Source organism: Pseudoalteromonas atlantica (assembly GCA_007988745.1).
Taxonomy (GTDB): Bacteria; Pseudomonadota; Gammaproteobacteria; order Enterobacterales; family Alteromonadaceae; genus Pseudoalteromonas; species Pseudoalteromonas atlantica.
Window position 1 is genome coordinate 59,816 of sequence record BJUT01000015.1, and the last position, 17,023, is coordinate 76,838.

The following is a 17,023-nucleotide window of genomic DNA, read 5'->3' on the forward strand; positions in this document are numbered from 1 at the left end:
CCCCTTATTGCATCACAAAGCCGGTAAACAATACCCGCTCAATTACTTTAGTGCCTTCAACATCATTCAGCGCAGCTTGCACTTTTTCAAGCGCAGTAAAGCGTAATGTTTCTTTGCCTGCACTAGTGCTGAGTTCATCAGCTGTGGTGGTTGAAAACACACTTAATAAGGTGCCTTCAATCAGTGGGATGTGCTTTTTAGCGGTTTCTTCATTTACATCGCCACGCACAAGTAATTGCACTTTTATTTGTACAATTCTATCTCTGCTTGACCCAGGTACATTAAACACAAAGGGTCTTGGCATAGCAACATACAAGGCACTGCCCATTTCAGCTGAAGAGCCTGAAGGTGTAGCCGAGTCGCTTTGCGCTGCGGTTGTTGTTTCTTCATCTAATGTTTCAATGGGTGCATCATCGCCCGCCATAAAAAAATAGCCTGCACCACCGCCAACAACAAGCAGTACTGCCACTATGATTATGATCAGCTTTTTTTTGCTTTTACCGGTTTCTTCTATTTCTAAACTTGTTTCTTCGGCCATTGTGATTCCTTTTTTAGCAAAGGTACTTGCTTGTTTTAGTTATTATAATAGCAGTACTTAGGCATAGTAATCTATTGATGATGAAGTTTGTTGTCGAGAACTTTGTGGGTTAGCCCCATCTTGCTCATCATTTTTATCCTGCTGTGTATTTTTATTAGCCGTTTGACCTTGTGATTGCTCCTCGCCTTCATCGCTTTGCTCATTACCAGATTGCCCGTAAGAAATCGTACTTTCACCTAAATCAATTCCCTGCTCGGCTAACATTTCACGTAAACGCGGCATTGATTGTTCAAGTGCTTCTTTAGCTTGCTGGTTTTGCACTACAAAATTTATTTGTGCTTGTTCAGCATCACTTCTGATACGAATTTGCATACTGCCCATTTCTGGCGGATCTAAGCGAATTTCAGCTTCTTTATTGCTAATGCTTAGCATTGAAGATACACGCTCTTGAAGCATTTTAGCTGCATCACTTTTAACAATATTAATAACCTGCATCATACTTGCATCTATATTTACCTGCTTAACCTGCGCGGTGCTGCTTTGTAATTGCTGCGACTGTATAGCTTGGCTCTCTAAAATAGACTGCTCATAACGAGCGTTGTCATACTGAGTATTTATTTGTGCCTGCGTGTTATTAACGCCATCGGTTATCAACGTAAACACCTGAGCTACACGCGATAAACCAGTATTTGTTTTAGGCTCTTTAAGTAAGCTTTCCTGCTCGGCCTCTAGGGCGTTTAACTCTTCTGGATTTACACCGTCTTGCTCAATACTAGAGGGTGCTTCAGTATTAATCATGGCTTTATTTTGCGGTGTATTCGCATTCATTGCAGCATTACTGGCTTGCTGCGCATTTAAAGCCACATTTGCAGAGCTCGACACACTTTGCGCTTTGCTCTCACTAAGCTGCGCATCAAGCATAGTTTGTAAGTTGCTTATTGTTTCATTTACTTTTTTGAGCGTATCACCTGTTGGTTGCTCGTTACTCACATAGCTTTTCAATTGGCTAAGTAGCGCCTGCTTTTCATCGCTATTTAGGTTTTTTAACTGAGATTGAACTAGATCACCGAGCGTGCTTGGAGCTTTTTCGTTTTGTACAACAAACTCTGTCAGTAATTGTTTAACGGAGCTAGCACGATCATCACTTTCACTTGGCGTGGTTTCAGCAAAGGAGCTTTTAACGTGCTCGTTTAATTGTGCACGTTGCGCTTCGCTTAATGAGTTGAGTACTTTAGATGTAGTTGATAGCTCTGATTGCGTAGATGAACGAGTCAGTTCTTTGGCTAATTGATCTATGTCTGCATCGCTTATAGGCAGCGCACCTTCAGCATCTAACGCAGAGCCTGGCGCTTTTGTATTCTCAGCACCTTTACCTTCATTTTTTAAAGAAGGGGCTAAATTTTCTCCAGCGCTTTGCTTAGCTGCTTTAGTTTCAAGCTCAGCGTTTGTAAACGCACTTTTTTTGCCGTTGCTATTATTATCAGTTAAAAGAGTATCTTCGGCTTTAGTCGTTATGGCATCTGCTTCATCAGTTTCACCTAATTGCGAAGCTAAAAAGCTAACACTTTTATCACTCTTTTTTACACTTAAATCGCTAAAATCATTATCGCTATTGCCGTGTTTTTTTACACTTACGTCAATCACTTGCGAGGAGTTTATTTGTGCTAAAACGCTATCGCCAGATAATAACGTATCTTGCGTGTCATCACTTAATGAAGCTGTCGGTTTTTTGCTATTGGCTAGCTGCTTATCATCTATTGGCAATAAAGAGCCTGCTTGGCTAGGAGCCTCAGAATTAGAAGGTAATACAAAGGGTTTGTCTGCATCTTGTAGCTGGCTTAAAAAATCATCACCAGATTCGTTACCTGCAGGTAAGTTACTGTCTTTAAATGCTAAAAAAGAGTCTTTTTCAGCTGTTGCCAACATTGAAATATCGTTTATTGCCATAATTCACCTACACAGCACTGCGGCAAGTTGCCACCGCACTTTGCCAAAATTAATTACCACCTACCAATAAAGCAATAAACGCGCCAGAGTTATAAACTTTTACGGCGCTGAAAAAATTGATTAGCAGAAAACTCGTCCAGCATTTTTTGCTCACTCTTTGCCATTAACGCCGCTGCTTTTAGGTTTTGTTTTTCAATTAATTTTGCTACGGCTTTTGCTTTTACCTGCTGCTTTAACCACAAAGCTTTACGCTGTGTTACAACTTGCTTAGCGGTATTTACCGTACTGGCTTGCTGACGAATCGCTTCTTCAATTTTTGCTATAAAGGCATGGTACTGGCCAAAGCCCGCGCTTGATAAACCGGACTTTCCTTTCACATGTAATTGCTGAGAGTATTCTAATCTAAAGTTATTTAACCCTTGCAGCTTTTGTTGGTTAGCTTGTAAATTTTGATTGGCTTGTAAGTAGCTCATGCGCAGATTTTCTTCTTTGTCGTTTTCGAGCTTAAGCAGTAAATCGAGCTTATTTTTTGCCATTATGCTTGTCCTAGTAATTGAGCTAGACCGTGTAAACCATCGTCGTAACTTATTACATCACGCATACCTTGCTGTAAAAACGCATTTACGCGCGGCATCATATTTATAGCTTGATCAAGCATTTGGTCAGCCCCTTTTTGATACGCACCTAAGGTGATCATATCTTTATTTTGCTGATACATTGAATACACTTGTTTTAATACGCGGGCCTGCTGCATATGAGGCTCAGACACCACTTGCGGCATAACACGAGAAATTGATTTTTCGATATCTATCGCGGGGTAATGACCGCTATCGGCTAAGTCACGCGAAAGTACAATATGCCCATCTAAAATAGCACGTGCAGCATCGGCTATTGGGTCTTGCATATCATCGCCCTCACTAAGCACAGTAAAAAACGCAGTGATAGACCCTTGCCCTTCGCCGCCATTACCCGCTCGCTCCACCAGCGCCGGTAATTTAGCAAATACAGAAGGCGGATACCCTTTTGTTGCAGGAGGTTCGCCAACCGCTAGCGCTATTTCGCGTTGCGCCATGGCGTAACGGGTTACTGAATCAAGCAATAACAATACGTTTAATCCTTGATCACGAAAGTACTCAGCAATGGTCACCGCACTTTCACAGCCTTTCAAGCGCATAAGGGGCGATGCATCAGCAGGAGCAGCTACCACAACAGAGCGTTTGCGCCCTTCTACACCGAGTATCTCTTCAATAAATTCTTTTACCTCACGGCCACGCTCACCCACTAGGCCAACCACAATAACATCGGCTTCACTGCCGCGGGTCATCATACCTAAGAGGACCGATTTACCAACACCAGAGCCTGCAAACAAACCCATACGCTGGCCTTGCCCTACAGTAATAACTGAGTTTATAGCCCGTACACCTACATCCATAGGTTGGCTGATTGGTCTTCTAGCGAGGGGGTTTATGGGGTTTTGTGCAAACTTTAAATAGTGTTCGGCGTTAATTTTCCCCAGGCCGTCAAGCGGGCGGCCTAAGCCATCAACAACGCGGCCCAGTAGGCTCATACCAACGGGCAATCCGGTATCATTTACTTGTGGAATAACACGCGCACCGGGTAACACACCGGAAATGTGGTCATTAGGCATTAAGTAAAGGGTTTGCTCACTAAAGCCCACCACCTCAGCATCTACAAACCCTGACATAGTTTCTATTTTGCATTGGCTGCCTACAGGCGCACGTAGCCCTTTCGCCTCAAGGGTTAAACCGACTACTCGGGTTAAAATACCCGCTACAGCAGGTTTAAACGCTGCAATATGGTGTTGGTATTGATTTAAGCGTTCGCTTAGAGGTGCACGTTGAGCTGCCATAACACGCCACAAAAAAGATTAGATACCACTATTATGCAAAAAACTATCCAACGTTTCTTTGACACGGGTTTTTAGGGTCATATCTAAAGACGATTGAGGCGTTTTAACTTCGCAACCGCCGCGCTCGAGTGTGGGTTCTGCAATTAGCTGCCAATTATTATCTGCAATTGTTTGCTCACCATAGCTTTGCTTTACCAGTTCTAGGTCATCTGGGTTTAAATGCACACGAACTTTTTCTTGCTCAGTATTTAATGCATCTATGCTTTTTTTAAGCGTATGTAAAATAACATCGGGCGATGTTTTAATTTCTTGATAGGTTATAGCTTCTGCCAACATAACCGCTAATTGCACTAGGTGCTTTTCTGCCAGTTCGTCCACTTTATCAAGCGGAGCGCTGAGGTTGTCGATTATGCTACGCAAGCTGGTTAACTGCTCTTCTATTAACGGCTTTACGTCTTCTTGGCCTTGTGTTTTACCAAGCTCTACGCCTTCTTTATAGCCTGCTTCTTTGCCCTCACCAACCCCTTTTTCAAAGCCATCTATGTAGCCTTGTTCGTGCCCTTGCTTTAAGCCTTCCTCATAAGCATCTTGCCTAATGCGCTCAAGCTCAGCCATAGTTAACGAAGGCAGTTCAGGCTCTTGCGGCTGAGTGTCTTCTACTGCTTCTTCTTCAACTTCTTTTTTATACAAATCAGAAAGCGGTGTGCCAAAAGCCGTTGAACGATTGCCAAAACTACGCTCATCAGGAGCAACGTCAGGTATTGGCCAGTTTTTTAAAAGCTCATCAGCATCATCTGCATGTAAAGGGCGACCTTTTAATTTAGACATAGCTTACAGGAACTCCTCGCCACCGCCGCCGCCTAGCTGAACTTCACCTGCGTCAGATAGACGCCTTGCTGTTGAAAGCACTTCTTTTTGGGCAGCTTCTACTTCACTTATTCTAACCGGTGCCATTGCCTCTAAATCATCGGCAAGCATTTCGGCAGCACGTTTAGACATATTACCCAAAATTTTATCTTTAAGCGCTTCATCAGTCCCTTTAATGGCTTTCATTAGTACGTCTTGCTGTACTTCACGCAGTATGGCTTGAATACCGCGGTCATCCACATCCAAAAGGTTTTCAAATACAAACATAAGATCTTGAATTTGCTGAGACATTTCTTCATCGTGTTCACGAATAGAGTCCATCAACTGCCCTTCTACATTTGTATCTAGGTAGTTCATGATATCTGCCGCGGCTTTTAAGCCACCCATTTTAGCGGCTTGTGCGCCTGCTTGGCCGGCAAATTGTTTTTCCATAATCTCGTTAAGTTCTTGCAATGCTGCAGGTTGCACTTCTTCAAGGTTCGCAATACGCATAGTTAAATCTAGGCGCACTTTTTCAGGAAATTGCGCTAAGATTTCTGCCGATTGCTCAGGCTCTAAATACGATAAAACAATAGTTTGAATTTGCGGGTGCTCATTACGAATAATATTGGCAACTTGCTTTGAGTCCATCCATTTAAGTGAATCTAAGCCTTTAGCGCCCGAGCCCATTACAATTTGGTCGATTAAACTAGCTGCTTTATCTTCACCTAATGCGGCGGTAAGCGCCTTTTTAATAAAGTCTTCTGACTGGAAGCCAATTGTACTAAAGCTTTGTATTTGTTCTATAAATAAATTGTGAACTGCGCTTATTTTAGATTGTGACAAGTCATCTAGCGCAGCCATTGCCATCCCCACTTTTTGCACTTGCTTAGGCTCTAAGTGTTTAAGTATTTGCGCTGCATCTTCTTCAGATAAGCTCAATAAAAGAATTGCAGCTTTATCTACGCCATCTAACTTGTCAACATCAAACGCTGGCGGGAGTTGTTTTTGTTCTTGATCAGTCATCTTCTGTTAACCACGCTTTCACTACTTGTGATGATAGTTCAGGTTCGTTCGCTACAAGTGCTCTTACTGCTTTAAGCAAATCTTCGTCGCCATGTAAATCTGGCAGCTGTAGTGTACCATCGCTTGAGAAGCCTACAGAAGCAGAATCAAAGTCTTTATTTAGCATATCTAGCGTGCTATCGCCAATATCCACCCCTGAGCTTAATGCATCTTCATCATACTCTTCGAGCGTATCATCTGGGTATATTAAGCGTTTAAGCATAGGCTTAACAACTGCCATAATAAGCACAATAATAACCAGCGCACCCAGTACTAAGCGGACGATTTTCATAAACCAGTCCTGCTCCCACAGCGGTACTTCTAAATCTAAATCAACTGCTTCGCGTACAAATGGCACGGTTACCACCTCTAATGCATCGCCACGTTGCATATCAAAACCTACCCCACCTTGTAATAGGCGACGTATATTTGACAAAGCCTCTACCGAGCGCGGCGCCATGGTTGTTTCGCCGTTTTCACCTACTTTTGGCACATAATCAACGGCAACCGAGACGCTAATTCTGCGAATAACCCCTGTTTGTTGGCGCTTATGCGAAATGGTGGTGTCTAGCTCAAAGTTACGTGTAGCCTCTTTATGCACTCGGCTTGGGTTCGTTGCCGTACCAGCATTACCTTGACCTGCCACTTCTGGAATAGTTGAATTCATAGGGGGTTGATTAGTGAGTGCCCCAGGGATACCTACCGCTAAGCCACCAATGTTGTTCTCTTCAAATGTGGTTTCGCTTCTTACTGCTGGTAAGTCTGGGTTGTAGCGCTTTTGTGTTTCTTCTACTGAGCTAAAGTCCATATTTAAATCAACTTGCGCCGTGTAGTTACCCAAGCCGACTACAGGAATAAGAATACTGTCTATTTTCTCTAAATACTCTTGCTCACGCTTTCTTTCAATGTCGTACTCTTTACGAGAGCGTGCTGCTAATGAATCTTGCGAGCCTGAATTAAGTAAGCGGCCGTTTTGATCTGTTACCGTAACACGTGAAGGCTCGAGCCCCTGTACTGCAGAGGCAATCATATCAACCACTGAGTCAATTTCTTCGCCATCAAGCATTCTGCCGCGCTTAAGAGTTAATACCACTGTGGCTGATGGCTTTTTTTCTCTGCGTGCAAATACGTTTTCTTTTGGAATGGCTAATAAAACTTTAGCGCGTGTTACGTTGTTTAATTCTTCTATGGTGCGGGCAAGTTGTTGCTCGCGGCCATGTTTTAAACGTTCACGCTCTAATCGTTGGCTAACACCAAAGCCCATATCTTGCATTATGATATCGGTGCCTGAGGTAGGACCTTGCTCTAGGCCTTCACGGGCCATTAGCAATTTAATGTTTTGATACTCGCTTTCATCAACCGAAATTACGTTGCCGTCTAGCTCGTAGTCAATTTTTTGTGCATCTAAAAAATCAAGGGTTTGGATCAGCTCCTCTGTTGGCATTTTACCAAGTGGGCGCATGTCTGGCTGACGTGCCCAAATAATCACAAATATGGCAATAGCTAAACAAATAGCCAGCGCAATAATAAGGGTGACTTGGCGAAGCACATCAACACCATTTAAGGCGCTTAAGTAGCCCGACTTTTGTTCTTGTTGCTCGTTATCTTCGCTTTGGTCAATACCGCCGCCAGCAAGAGCAAGATCTGTTGATTGATTAGATTGCGCCACAATAATTCTCCACTACCTACTTAAACAGGCATGTTCATAATTTCTTGGTATGACTCAACAAGTTTATTTCTTACTTGTACTGTAGCCTCAAATGCCACTGACGATTTTTGTGAGGCAATCATTGCCTCAGCAAGCGATACACTTCTATCACCCATTTCAACAGCCACTACTTTTTGTTTAGCATCTTGTTGTAAGCCATTAACCGTGTTTAATGCATCACTTAGTAAGTCACCGAATTGAGCAGACGATGTTGGCTGAGCTTGAGTAGGTAGCTTATTGATTTGATTTGTATGGCCTGCTTCTAAAGCCATTGATTGCATTTCTTGAAATAGCGCGCTGTTTTGAATTTTCATAATTTTCTCTGGCAAATGCAGTTAACGTTCATAAAGGGAATAAAGCACAAAGTGTGCCATAAAAATAAACCTTTAATTACATAAGGTTAACTATTATTTTTAAGAGTCAGAGATTTGACAACCCTAAACTAAGCGTGGTTAGTTTAGGGTTATATAGAAGAAAGGGATAAAGTTATGCGGGCAGCGAAATACCTAAATCGCGCATTTGCGCTAGTTTATAACGTAAAGTACGCGGACTGATCCCAAGTGTTTGTGCAACATCTTTACGTTTGCCTTGGCAGCGCGCTAGGGTCTCTAATATTATTTTATGCTCTTTATCTTTTAGCTCATCTTTATAGCTGCCAGTATCAACACTAGGCAGAGAGCTACTCGCCTCTGCAGGCGTTATTTTGTCATCATAATACGCGCCACTGGGAGTGTTCGCTTGTTCAGGCGCTATCTCCTGTGTAGGCGTACTGTTAATTGGCGCTTGCATTAAGTTTTCAATAAAAATGGCCTGTTCGCCAATTACATTGCCCGTTCGCAAAATAAGCGCACGTTGAATTACATTATCAAGCTCGCGTACATTACCAGGCCATGCATGGCTTAGTAATTTTTGTTCAGCGGCACTATCAAGCGTTGCTAGCGGCTCTTTACTTTTAACTAAATGGCGCTCTATTAAATGCTTAGCCAATACAATTATATCCCCTGGGCGATCACAAAGCGGTCGCCACATTAGAGGAAATACATTTAAGCGATAATATAAGTCTTCTCTAAATTGATTATCTGCAACGGCTTCTTTTAGGTCGCGGTTACTGGTTGCGAGTACTCTTACATCGAGTGAAATTGTTTTTCGGGCACCTAAACGCTCAACTTCACGCTCTTGCAATACCCGTAATAGCTTAGCTTGCAGCCCCAAGTCCATTTCGGTTATTTCATCAAGTAATATGGTGCCGCCTTGGGCTTGTTCAAATTTACCTGGGCATGCTTGTATTGCACCGGTAAACGCGCCTTTTTCGTAGCCAAATAAAGTGGCTTCAAGCATGTTTTCGGGAATAGCCGCACAGTTTATTGCCACAAAAGGCGCATCGCATCGGTTTGATTTATCGTGAATGTAGCGCGCTAACACTTCTTTACCAGAGCCACTAGGGCCTAGCACCATAACACTTGCATCTGAGCGCGCCACTTTGCTCGCCAGTTCTAAAAGCGCAATACTGCTTGGGTCGGCAACAATTGGGCCGTCAGTGTCTTTTGGCTTTTCGGGTAAATACCGACTAACCATATTTAAAAGCACCTCAGGGGCAAATGGTTTAGCCATATAATCAATTGCGCCTAAGCGCATTGCCTCTACTGCATCATCAATCGTTGCATAGGCAGTCATCATTAATACGGGGAGATCTGGGTAGTTAAGCTTAATGCTTCTAAGTAAATCTAGGCCGCTCATCGCGCCCATTTGCACGTCACTGACCACTAATGAAAACTCAGATTTTTTTAATTGGATCATGGCTTGCTCAGCACTATCGGCTGCAACACAGGCAATACCCGACATTTCTAACGTGTCTATGAGTGCTTCTCTTAAACCTGCATCATCTTCAACCACTAGTATTGTATTACTCATGCTGTTTTCTCCTGCGTTGAGGCCGTGCATATGGGCAGCAATAAACTAAAACATGCACCACCATTGGCATTATTAACCACTTCAACACGTCCTTGATGCGCATTAGCCACAGAGCTTACAACAGCAAGCCCAAGCCCTGTACCTTGGCTTTTTGTGGTATAAAACGGTTCAAAAATTTTCTCTATTTGGCTCAACTCTACACCAGGGCCGTTATCGCATACGCTAATACGCACGGTATCGGGTTCGCTGCTATCGCGCTGCGCTTTCAATGTCACCAGGGCTTGGCTGCCAATAATTTGGATACTATTGTGAATAAGGTTTTGAATAGCACTGGCCAGCGCGGTTTTATTACCGGTAATTTCTATGTCTGGCTCTGGTAGCTCAACAACAAGTGAGCTGTTATTTAAGGCCACCATTGCATCGGCACCTAGTTTTACCTCGTTTAAAAGCTGCTGCATAGAAACCTGTTCAACCACTTGTTGCTCGCCGCTTTTGGCAAAAAGTAGCATATCGTTAACTTGGGTTTCTAAATCTTTTAAACGCGACATTAACTTAGTTTGAAAGTTATCGCGTGATGACTCTGGTAGCTTTTTAGAGCCCAAATTGGCCGCGTATAACATAGCCGCCGAAAGCGGTGTACGCACTTGGTGCGCAAGCGAAGCCACCATTTTACCTAACGCGCTTAGGCGCTGCATATGGGCTACGCGCTTTTGCAAACGGCGCGTTTCTGTTAAATCTGTCATTAATATTAATTGCCCAGGCTCTGGCGCTAGCGCAGTAATATCAAGCTTTATAAGGCGCCCATCTTTGAGCGACACTTCATGTCCATCATCTTGGTGGGGACGAAAAGAGCGCTGAATAATGTTAAACCACTTCTCTCCTTCGAGCGGCTCGCCTAACATATCAATCGCTATTTGATTGGCTTTTGCAATAAGCCCTTTGCCATCAAGCACTACAACACCCGCAGGCATGGTATCAACTAAGTGCGACAGCCAACTTGCCTGCTGTCTTAAATCACTTAATTCACCAATGTACTCTTCTTGAAGTAAACATGGGTTATACTGTTTTGCAGTAATAAACTGTGGTTTAAGTACACTCGCAAGGGCCATAATCAAATCTCTTAATGATGTAGATACAGGGCTAAATGCACAATTTATACCAATATTATTTTATATATTTTTCATTTAGTTACCTTACAATATCGCGTAACAAAAAAATGACGCACACTAAAAGGAATAATAATGAGTGAGCAAAATAAATGCCGTTGTGCATGGCTCGACGCCACAAAGCCTGATTATGTGAAATACCATGATGAAGAATGGGGAGTCCCCCTTTATGACGATACGAAATTATTTGAATTTATTACCCTCGAGTCGGCACAAGCGGGCTTAAGTTGGTACACCATTTTAAAAAAGCGCGCAGGCTATAAAAAAGCATTTGCTAATTTTAATGTGCAAAAAGTGGCTAACTTTACAGCCGATGATATAGAACGGCTAATGCAAGATGAGAGCATAGTGCGGAACCGCTTAAAAATTGCTGCCACAGTTAATAATGCTCAACGGTTAATTGAGATTCAAAAAGAATTTGGCAGCTTTAGTAATTACCAATGGGGATTTGTTGGCAATAAACCAATTATTAGTGATTTAAATAGTGTTGAAGACACCCCTGCAATTACCGAGGAGTCAAAAGCGTTTGCAAAGGATTTAAAAAAACGAGGTTTTAAATTTTTAGGCCCTACAACGGTATACGCACATATGCAGGCCTGTGGCATGGTAAACGATCATAGTAATAATTGTTTTAGAAGAGCCGAGATTATTAAAAATTATTAGCTATAAGCTGTAACCTGTAAGCTGTAAGCTGTAAGCAAGAAATTAAAAGAGCCAAACTCGGTAATTTGTAGTGGTTCGGCACTTGCTAAGTTTGGCTAATCTCGCGATAGATTGTACTTTTTCATTTTTTCGACAAGCGTTGTACGCCTTACACCTAATATTTCTGCGGCGCGCGCAACAACGTAATCAAAACGCTCTAACGCTTGGGTAATTAAGCTAATTTCAAGCTCTGCTAAATAATCTTTAAGCTCTATACCCTCTTCGGGTAATACGCCAGATCCTGGTTGGCTAAATTCAGGCTCTGGTTCATTATCATAATCGCTAAAACCTGAGCTAAAAATATCGTTAAAGGCATCTTTTTCAAGTAGCTCTTCAGGGTATTCAGGCTCGTATGCGTCTACCTCGATGTAGCGGTATTTATTAGGTAAATCGGATACATCCACTACTTTTTCAGGGAACATAATCACCATGCGCTCCACTAAATTAGCAAGCTCTCGAATATTACCAGGCCAAGCATGCTCTTTTAGGCTCTCTACCGCGCGCTCTGTAAATTTAGCCGACGTACCACTTTGCTCATTCACACGACGCATTAACTCTTTAAGTAATAAAGGTATGTCGTCTGCACGCTCATTAAGAGACGGGTTTTCAATAGGAAACACGTTTAAACGGTAGTATAAATCTTCCCTAAAGCTGCCCTTTTCAATCATTTCCTCAAGGTTGCGATGAGTAGCGGCAATCACCCGTACATCTGCTTGAATAGCTTTTGTGCCACCTACACGCTCGTAGCTGCGCTCTTGTAATACACGCAATAACTTTACTTGCATTTGCAGCGGCATATCGCCAATTTCATCTAAAAATAGCGTACCGCCTTGAGCCAATTCAAAGCGCCCTTTACGTGCAGAAATAGCGCCGGTAAACGCCCCTTTTTCGTGACCGAATAGCTCGCTTTCGAGCAACTCTCCAGGAATGGCGCCACAGTTTACTGGTACAAACGGCCCCGTATTGCGTTTAGATAATAAATGGACGTTACGCGCAACCACCTCTTTACCAGTACCCGACTCGCCTAAAATAAGCACGTTTGCATCGGTTTTAGCCACCTGCTCAATTAAAAAGCGTACGTTTTTAACCGCGTCTGTTTCGCCAACTAAACCATCAAATGTTTTGTGTGGTTTATGCTGCTTGTGGCTACCAGGCAACATACGTTGGTACTGTTGGCAGTCGTGTAATAACTGTGTGGTTACTTCGTGATTAAACGGCTCACAAATTAAGCCAACTACATTCGCAATATTTAATAAGGGCTTGAGTGTTTCACCAATCAGTAAAAAAGGCAGGGTTGGAAAACGCTTAATTAAGCCTTCATGATCTAAGCTTTGTAATGCGCCTAAAATAACAATGCATTCTTGCTGTTGATACTTACTACATACTTCTTCAAAATCACTTTCATCAAGCAACTGCACAGCTTCCCCAATAAAGGTAAGTGATGCATTTAATCCTATTGCACGGTTATTATTATCTAAAATCAATATCATAGTTAGCGAGCCATAATTTCACTAATTCATTTTATTAGCTAAATTGTAAGCGAGATCTGTATGGATGCAAGTAATAGCGGCGGTTTTTTGACATAAACGCCAAAAAATAGACGGATTAGTAAAATCAATCATACTTAAGAATTAATCATTAAGTATCAGTTTATATAAACCCAATATAAAAGCTTACTAAAACTTTAAAGGACAAATTACCCATTATACAAAATATATAAGCTATTATTTACTTAAGTTGAAAGCAGCAGTGCCGATAACTATACGATAGTAAAACGTTTGGCATTAATATTGCTTTTGTTTTGATATTAGTTTTACATAATTTTAGTAGTTAAATTTTAGGATTTTCCCATGGCACATGTCTCACTGAAAAAATACAGTCAAGTTCGTGCAAGTAACATTGCAGAAATGGCGCCGTATGAACAAATAAACCTTATTTTTAGTAATATTATTGGTCGCTTAGCCGCTACTAAGGGTTTTATTGAACGCAAAGAAATAGAAAAGAAAGGCGAAAATCTCTCAGCATGCATTTTACTACTAGGTGCACTGCAAGATGCACTTAACTTAGAGGTAGAGCAAGATCCTAGTATTTCTGATAATTTATTGGCGTTATACGCTTACTGCCAACGTAAGTTAACTCAAGCTAATATAAATAATGATATTGAAGCAGTTGTTGAAGTTTCAAGCATCATTAAAGAAATAAAAGAAGGCTGGGATAGTATTCCAGCAGATCAACGCAGCCCTGCGGTATAAGGCTATGGGTCAAAGCCTTTCAGCTAAAGCAAAGCATATTAATGAGCTGCTTAATAATATTGAAGCATTAGTACAAAGCAATAAAGCTGATGAAGCTAAACCTAGTATGGATACTTTAAATATTGAGCTTAAAAACTGGTGCGAAAGTGATGCCCCGCCAAAAGCTCAAGAATTAGAGGCTATTCAAGCTGCTATTAACACTATAAGCAAGCAAGCAATGGCTAAAAAGAACGAATCATCAAAAGCTATAATCAAGCAAAAAAAAACGGGAAAAGCTATCTCTGCCTATAAGTCAGTTTGATTAAATATCGACAGCTCTATTTAAACTTAATTAAGCATTAAAAAAACCGTTTACAAAACGGTTTTTTTTAATATAGGCACTAACAAATTTTACTGGTTATGAATTGTTACTCACCACGCCAGGCATATTTTCAAGCTGTGCTTGCACATAACTACTTGTAGAGTTGAGGCTCGCTACCAGTAAATCCATGGCATTATATTGAGCATATAACCTGTCTGATAACGACTCCATCTTGCTGGCAAGGCTAAGTCGTTGGTCATCGATATCTTCTAATTGATTTGTTTTACTGTCTATACGGTTTTGAATAATACCATCGGAATCTGTATAAAAGCTCATTAAGTCATCAAAAGACTGGGCAAAGCCGCCCTCATCTTCATCACTACCCACAAAAAACTGTTGCACTAAATCTACGTCTGAATCTATTTGCTCGTTTAGTGTTTCAGTATTGAGTGATAAAACACCGTAGCGGTCTGTTTCAACACCTAATTGTGAAAGTGATAATGAATTACCATCACCTAAATCAACTGACTCAGTTATTTCACTACGTAGTTTTGACATAACACCACGAAGTAGTGAATCTCCCGCCATTACACCAGCGCCACTTTCACCTGATGCACCTAAACTATTACTAAGCTCTAACAGCTCATTGTAACTTGTAATAAAACTATTTAAACCTGCTTGTATATTATTATTATTTTCAGTGACGGAAATATCGCTCACATCATCGTCGGCATCATGCAATTTTTCTGCGGTGATATCCACGCCATCAATTACATTGCTAAATTCATTAGTATTGCTTGATACCGTTAATGTGCCGTCAATCGTTATTTGTGCATTTTGCGCAGCGTTTACTTCTGTTAGGTTTGTAGTATGGTTTAGCGGGTCTGCGTCAGATACATCGTAAGCTAACCGTGAGAGCCCACCAGTGTCAGTATTATTACCATCGTCATCTTGTACGGTAATAGTAATTGCATTGTCTTCACCAGTTTCTTTACTAGTAAGTACTAAATGCTGGCCATCATCACTGGTTACTATAGTCGCCACAACCGAGTCATTACTATCGCTGCCCGTAAAGGGGCCGTTATTAATTTGGTCGCGTAAATCTTCTAAGGTATTAGTTGCAGACAGAACAGTGGAAAAACTGTTTTCACCAGAACCAATTGTAATTACACCGGCGCCAATTGCCTCATCGGCAGCAAATGCAGGAGATGACAATTTATGAGCTTGCGCTAATGCATCTACTTTTACATTGTAGCTACCTGGCTGAGCGTCTTCATCGGCGCTAATTGATATAAAGTCATCATTACCAGACGTACTACGCTTTTGGTAGTTATCACTATCGCCTAATGCCTCCATAGCCGTTTGCACCTGCTCTAAAGCAGATTTTAATGCGCCTGCAGCTGATATATCTGTAGTTAAGTTACTTTCAGTAGTATTTAAACGAGCCTCAGCAGGAGCCTGCTCAGCATTCACTAATGCATCCACAATGTCTGATACAGCTAAGCCAGAGCCCAAACCATTAAACGAAATAGACATACTTCACCCCTTTAAACACCTTAAAAAAAGCTAACTAAATATACGTGTAACAATTGCCGCTAAACGGTTTGGTCAATTAAAATACCGGCAGATTCAGAAAGCTTTGACACTAAACTCAACACTTCTTCCGAGGGGTACTGCTTAATTACATCACCACTGGTTTTATCGAGTATTTTAATTACATCACGCCCAGAGTCTTCATCAACTTGGAATTGCAGACTACGGCTCATCTCTCCCATAAACTCCTGCAATTGTTGCGCCACTTTTTCAAGCTGTTCACGCTCAAGTTGTTGGTTTTGTGAACTATTGTCCTCAGTTCTTTGCTGCGTATAGTGATTGTTTAACTGGTTTTGTGGGCCTTGTTCATCCGTTTTATTTACGTCATCAACCGCGCGCTGAGTCAATGTCGCTCCAGGCTGCCCTACTTGTTTATCTTCACCAGTTAAAGATGTTGATGCTATAGTAACTTCTGCGTTTGAAGTAATAGTGTTCATAACGCCTCCTAAATATTGCCAAACTTGTATAGTTATTAGACTAACAATAGCTTAATTTATATCCTTAAACCACAAAAGGAGGTAGCTAAAGCCACCTCCTTTTTTTAAAACTAATACTGACTTTATGTACTAGCTAGCTACCCATTAAGCTATAACATTTAACTTATTAACCTAATAAGCTAAGTGCTGTTTGTGGTAACTGGTTCGCTTGCGATAAAATTGACGTACCAGCTTGTTGCAAAATTTGGTTTTTAGTCATTTCTGCTGTTTCAGTTGCAAAGTCTGTATCTTGGATACGGCTACGTGATGCTGATACGTTTTCCTGAATATTAGCAAGGTTACTAATAGTGTGGTCAAAACGATTTTGAACAGCACCTAAATCAGCTCTTTGGCTATCTATTGATGCTAAAGCCGCATCGATTGTATCTATGGCGTTCTGAGAGTCAAACGCACTACCTATATCTAGTGAACTTATTGCTTTTAAAGAAGCATCACCAGCACCAATAGCCTCAGCACCACCAGCAGTAGAAAACTCACTATCAGACGTCATTACAACCTTAGCGCCAAAACTAGAAGAAGTTGCAGTACTAGTAACGAGAGTACCGCCCACTGGCCCCATTGATGTAGCTCCAAGAGTACCATCTGTCATGTCAATGCCATCCACCCCTGTTGCTCTAATGGTTAAAA

17 protein-coding genes are annotated in these 17,023 nt (G+C 41.6%); 3 read left to right on the plus strand and 14 right to left on the minus strand.

Features of this window, described 5'->3' with window-relative positions; translation table 11 throughout:
• Positions 1 to 4 precede the first annotated feature (4 nt).
• The 10 genes from fliL to PAT01_RS08825 form a co-directional block, all read right to left on the minus strand.
• Entirely contained in the window at positions 5 to 538 is a 534-nt protein-coding gene (gene fliL, locus PAT01_RS08780) for a flagellar basal body-associated protein FliL (protein ID WP_154945352.1), read from the minus strand.
• A 57-nt stretch (positions 539 to 595) separates the two neighbouring features.
• Positions 596 to 2,485, minus strand: coding sequence for a flagellar hook-length control protein FliK (locus tag PAT01_RS08785; protein WP_154945353.1), 1,890 nt, complete (start codon positions 2,483 to 2,485; stop codon positions 596 to 598).
• A gap of 89 nt (positions 2,486 to 2,574) precedes the next feature.
• Positions 2,575 to 3,021 carry a flagellar export protein FliJ gene (fliJ, locus tag PAT01_RS08790; RefSeq protein WP_004588294.1) on the minus strand — a complete coding sequence of 149 codons (447 nt, stop codon included), beginning with the start codon at positions 3,019 to 3,021 and terminating at the stop codon, positions 2,575 to 2,577.
• Complete coding sequence (gene fliI / locus PAT01_RS08795) at positions 3,021 to 4,355, minus strand: flagellar protein export ATPase FliI (RefSeq protein WP_096041360.1); 1,335 nt, start codon at positions 4,353 to 4,355, stop codon at positions 3,021 to 3,023. Before fliI ends, fliJ begins: the two co-directional genes overlap by 1 nt.
• Before the next feature lie 18 nt (positions 4,356 to 4,373).
• Complete coding sequence (fliH, locus tag PAT01_RS08800; protein WP_096041359.1) at positions 4,374 to 5,183, minus strand: flagellar assembly protein FliH; 810 nt, start codon at positions 5,181 to 5,183, stop codon at positions 4,374 to 4,376.
• A gap of 3 nt (positions 5,184 to 5,186) precedes the next feature.
• Complete coding sequence (gene fliG / locus PAT01_RS08805; protein ID WP_096041358.1) at positions 5,187 to 6,227, minus strand: flagellar motor switch protein FliG; 1,041 nt, start codon at positions 6,225 to 6,227, stop codon at positions 5,187 to 5,189.
• The gene (gene fliF, locus PAT01_RS08810; protein WP_004588290.1) at positions 6,220 to 7,935 is read right to left on the minus strand and encodes a flagellar basal-body MS-ring/collar protein FliF; all 1,716 of its coding nucleotides are present in this window, start codon (positions 7,933 to 7,935) and stop codon (positions 6,220 to 6,222) included. The genes fliG and fliF overlap by 8 nt, the downstream gene beginning before the upstream one ends.
• A gap of 20 nt (positions 7,936 to 7,955) precedes the next feature.
• Positions 7,956 to 8,288, minus strand: a complete 333-nt coding sequence (gene fliE, locus PAT01_RS08815; RefSeq protein ID WP_004588289.1) for a flagellar hook-basal body complex protein FliE — start codon at positions 8,286 to 8,288, stop codon at positions 7,956 to 7,958.
• Positions 8,289 to 8,460: 172 nt separating this feature from the next.
• Positions 8,461 to 9,885 carry a sigma-54-dependent transcriptional regulator gene (locus PAT01_RS08820; protein WP_064386716.1) on the minus strand — a complete coding sequence of 475 codons (1,425 nt, stop codon included), beginning with the start codon at positions 9,883 to 9,885 and terminating at the stop codon, positions 8,461 to 8,463.
• The gene (locus tag PAT01_RS08825; protein ID WP_064386717.1) at positions 9,882 to 10,994 is read right to left on the minus strand and encodes a sensor histidine kinase; all 1,113 of its coding nucleotides are present in this window, start codon (positions 10,992 to 10,994) and stop codon (positions 9,882 to 9,884) included. Before PAT01_RS08825 ends, PAT01_RS08820 begins: the two co-directional genes overlap by 4 nt.
• A gap of 132 nt (positions 10,995 to 11,126) precedes the next feature.
• On the opposite strand from PAT01_RS08825, the gene PAT01_RS08830 reads away from it, so the two are divergent.
• Positions 11,127 to 11,714: a DNA-3-methyladenine glycosylase I gene (locus PAT01_RS08830; RefSeq protein WP_154945354.1), complete on the plus strand. Its 588-nt coding sequence runs from the start codon at positions 11,127 to 11,129 to the stop codon at positions 11,712 to 11,714.
• A gap of 95 nt (positions 11,715 to 11,809) precedes the next feature.
• Here PAT01_RS08830 and PAT01_RS08835 read toward each other — a convergent pair whose 3' ends face one another.
• Entirely contained in the window at positions 11,810 to 13,243 is a 1,434-nt protein-coding gene (locus PAT01_RS08835) for a sigma-54 dependent transcriptional regulator (RefSeq protein WP_154945355.1), read from the minus strand.
• A 360-nt stretch (positions 13,244 to 13,603) separates the two neighbouring features.
• Here PAT01_RS08835 and fliS point away from each other — a divergent pair, with 360 nt between their 5' ends.
• Positions 13,604 to 14,005 carry a flagellar export chaperone FliS gene (gene fliS, locus PAT01_RS08840; protein ID WP_058548563.1) on the plus strand — a complete coding sequence of 134 codons (402 nt, stop codon included), beginning with the start codon at positions 13,604 to 13,606 and terminating at the stop codon, positions 14,003 to 14,005.
• Between the two features lie 4 nt (positions 14,006 to 14,009).
• The gene (locus PAT01_RS08845) at positions 14,010 to 14,306 is read left to right on the plus strand and encodes a hypothetical protein (RefSeq protein ID WP_154945356.1); all 297 of its coding nucleotides are present in this window, start codon (positions 14,010 to 14,012) and stop codon (positions 14,304 to 14,306) included.
• 96 nt (positions 14,307 to 14,402) lie between these two features.
• Here the strand turns inward: PAT01_RS08845 and fliD are convergent, their stop codons facing one another.
• The 3 genes from fliD to PAT01_RS08860 form a co-directional block, all read right to left on the minus strand.
• Positions 14,403 to 15,842 (minus strand): flagellar filament capping protein FliD, encoded by a 1,440-nt coding sequence (gene fliD, locus PAT01_RS08850; protein ID WP_154945357.1) that lies wholly within the window; start codon positions 15,840 to 15,842, stop codon positions 14,403 to 14,405.
• A 59-nt stretch (positions 15,843 to 15,901) separates the two neighbouring features.
• Positions 15,902 to 16,336, minus strand: a complete 435-nt coding sequence (locus PAT01_RS08855; protein ID WP_154945358.1) for a flagellar protein FlaG — start codon at positions 16,334 to 16,336, stop codon at positions 15,902 to 15,904.
• Positions 16,337 to 16,502: 166 nt separating this feature from the next.
• Positions 16,503 to 17,023, minus strand: a 521-nt coding sequence (locus PAT01_RS08860; protein WP_318299743.1) for a flagellin, incomplete at its 5' end; no start/stop codon positions are given.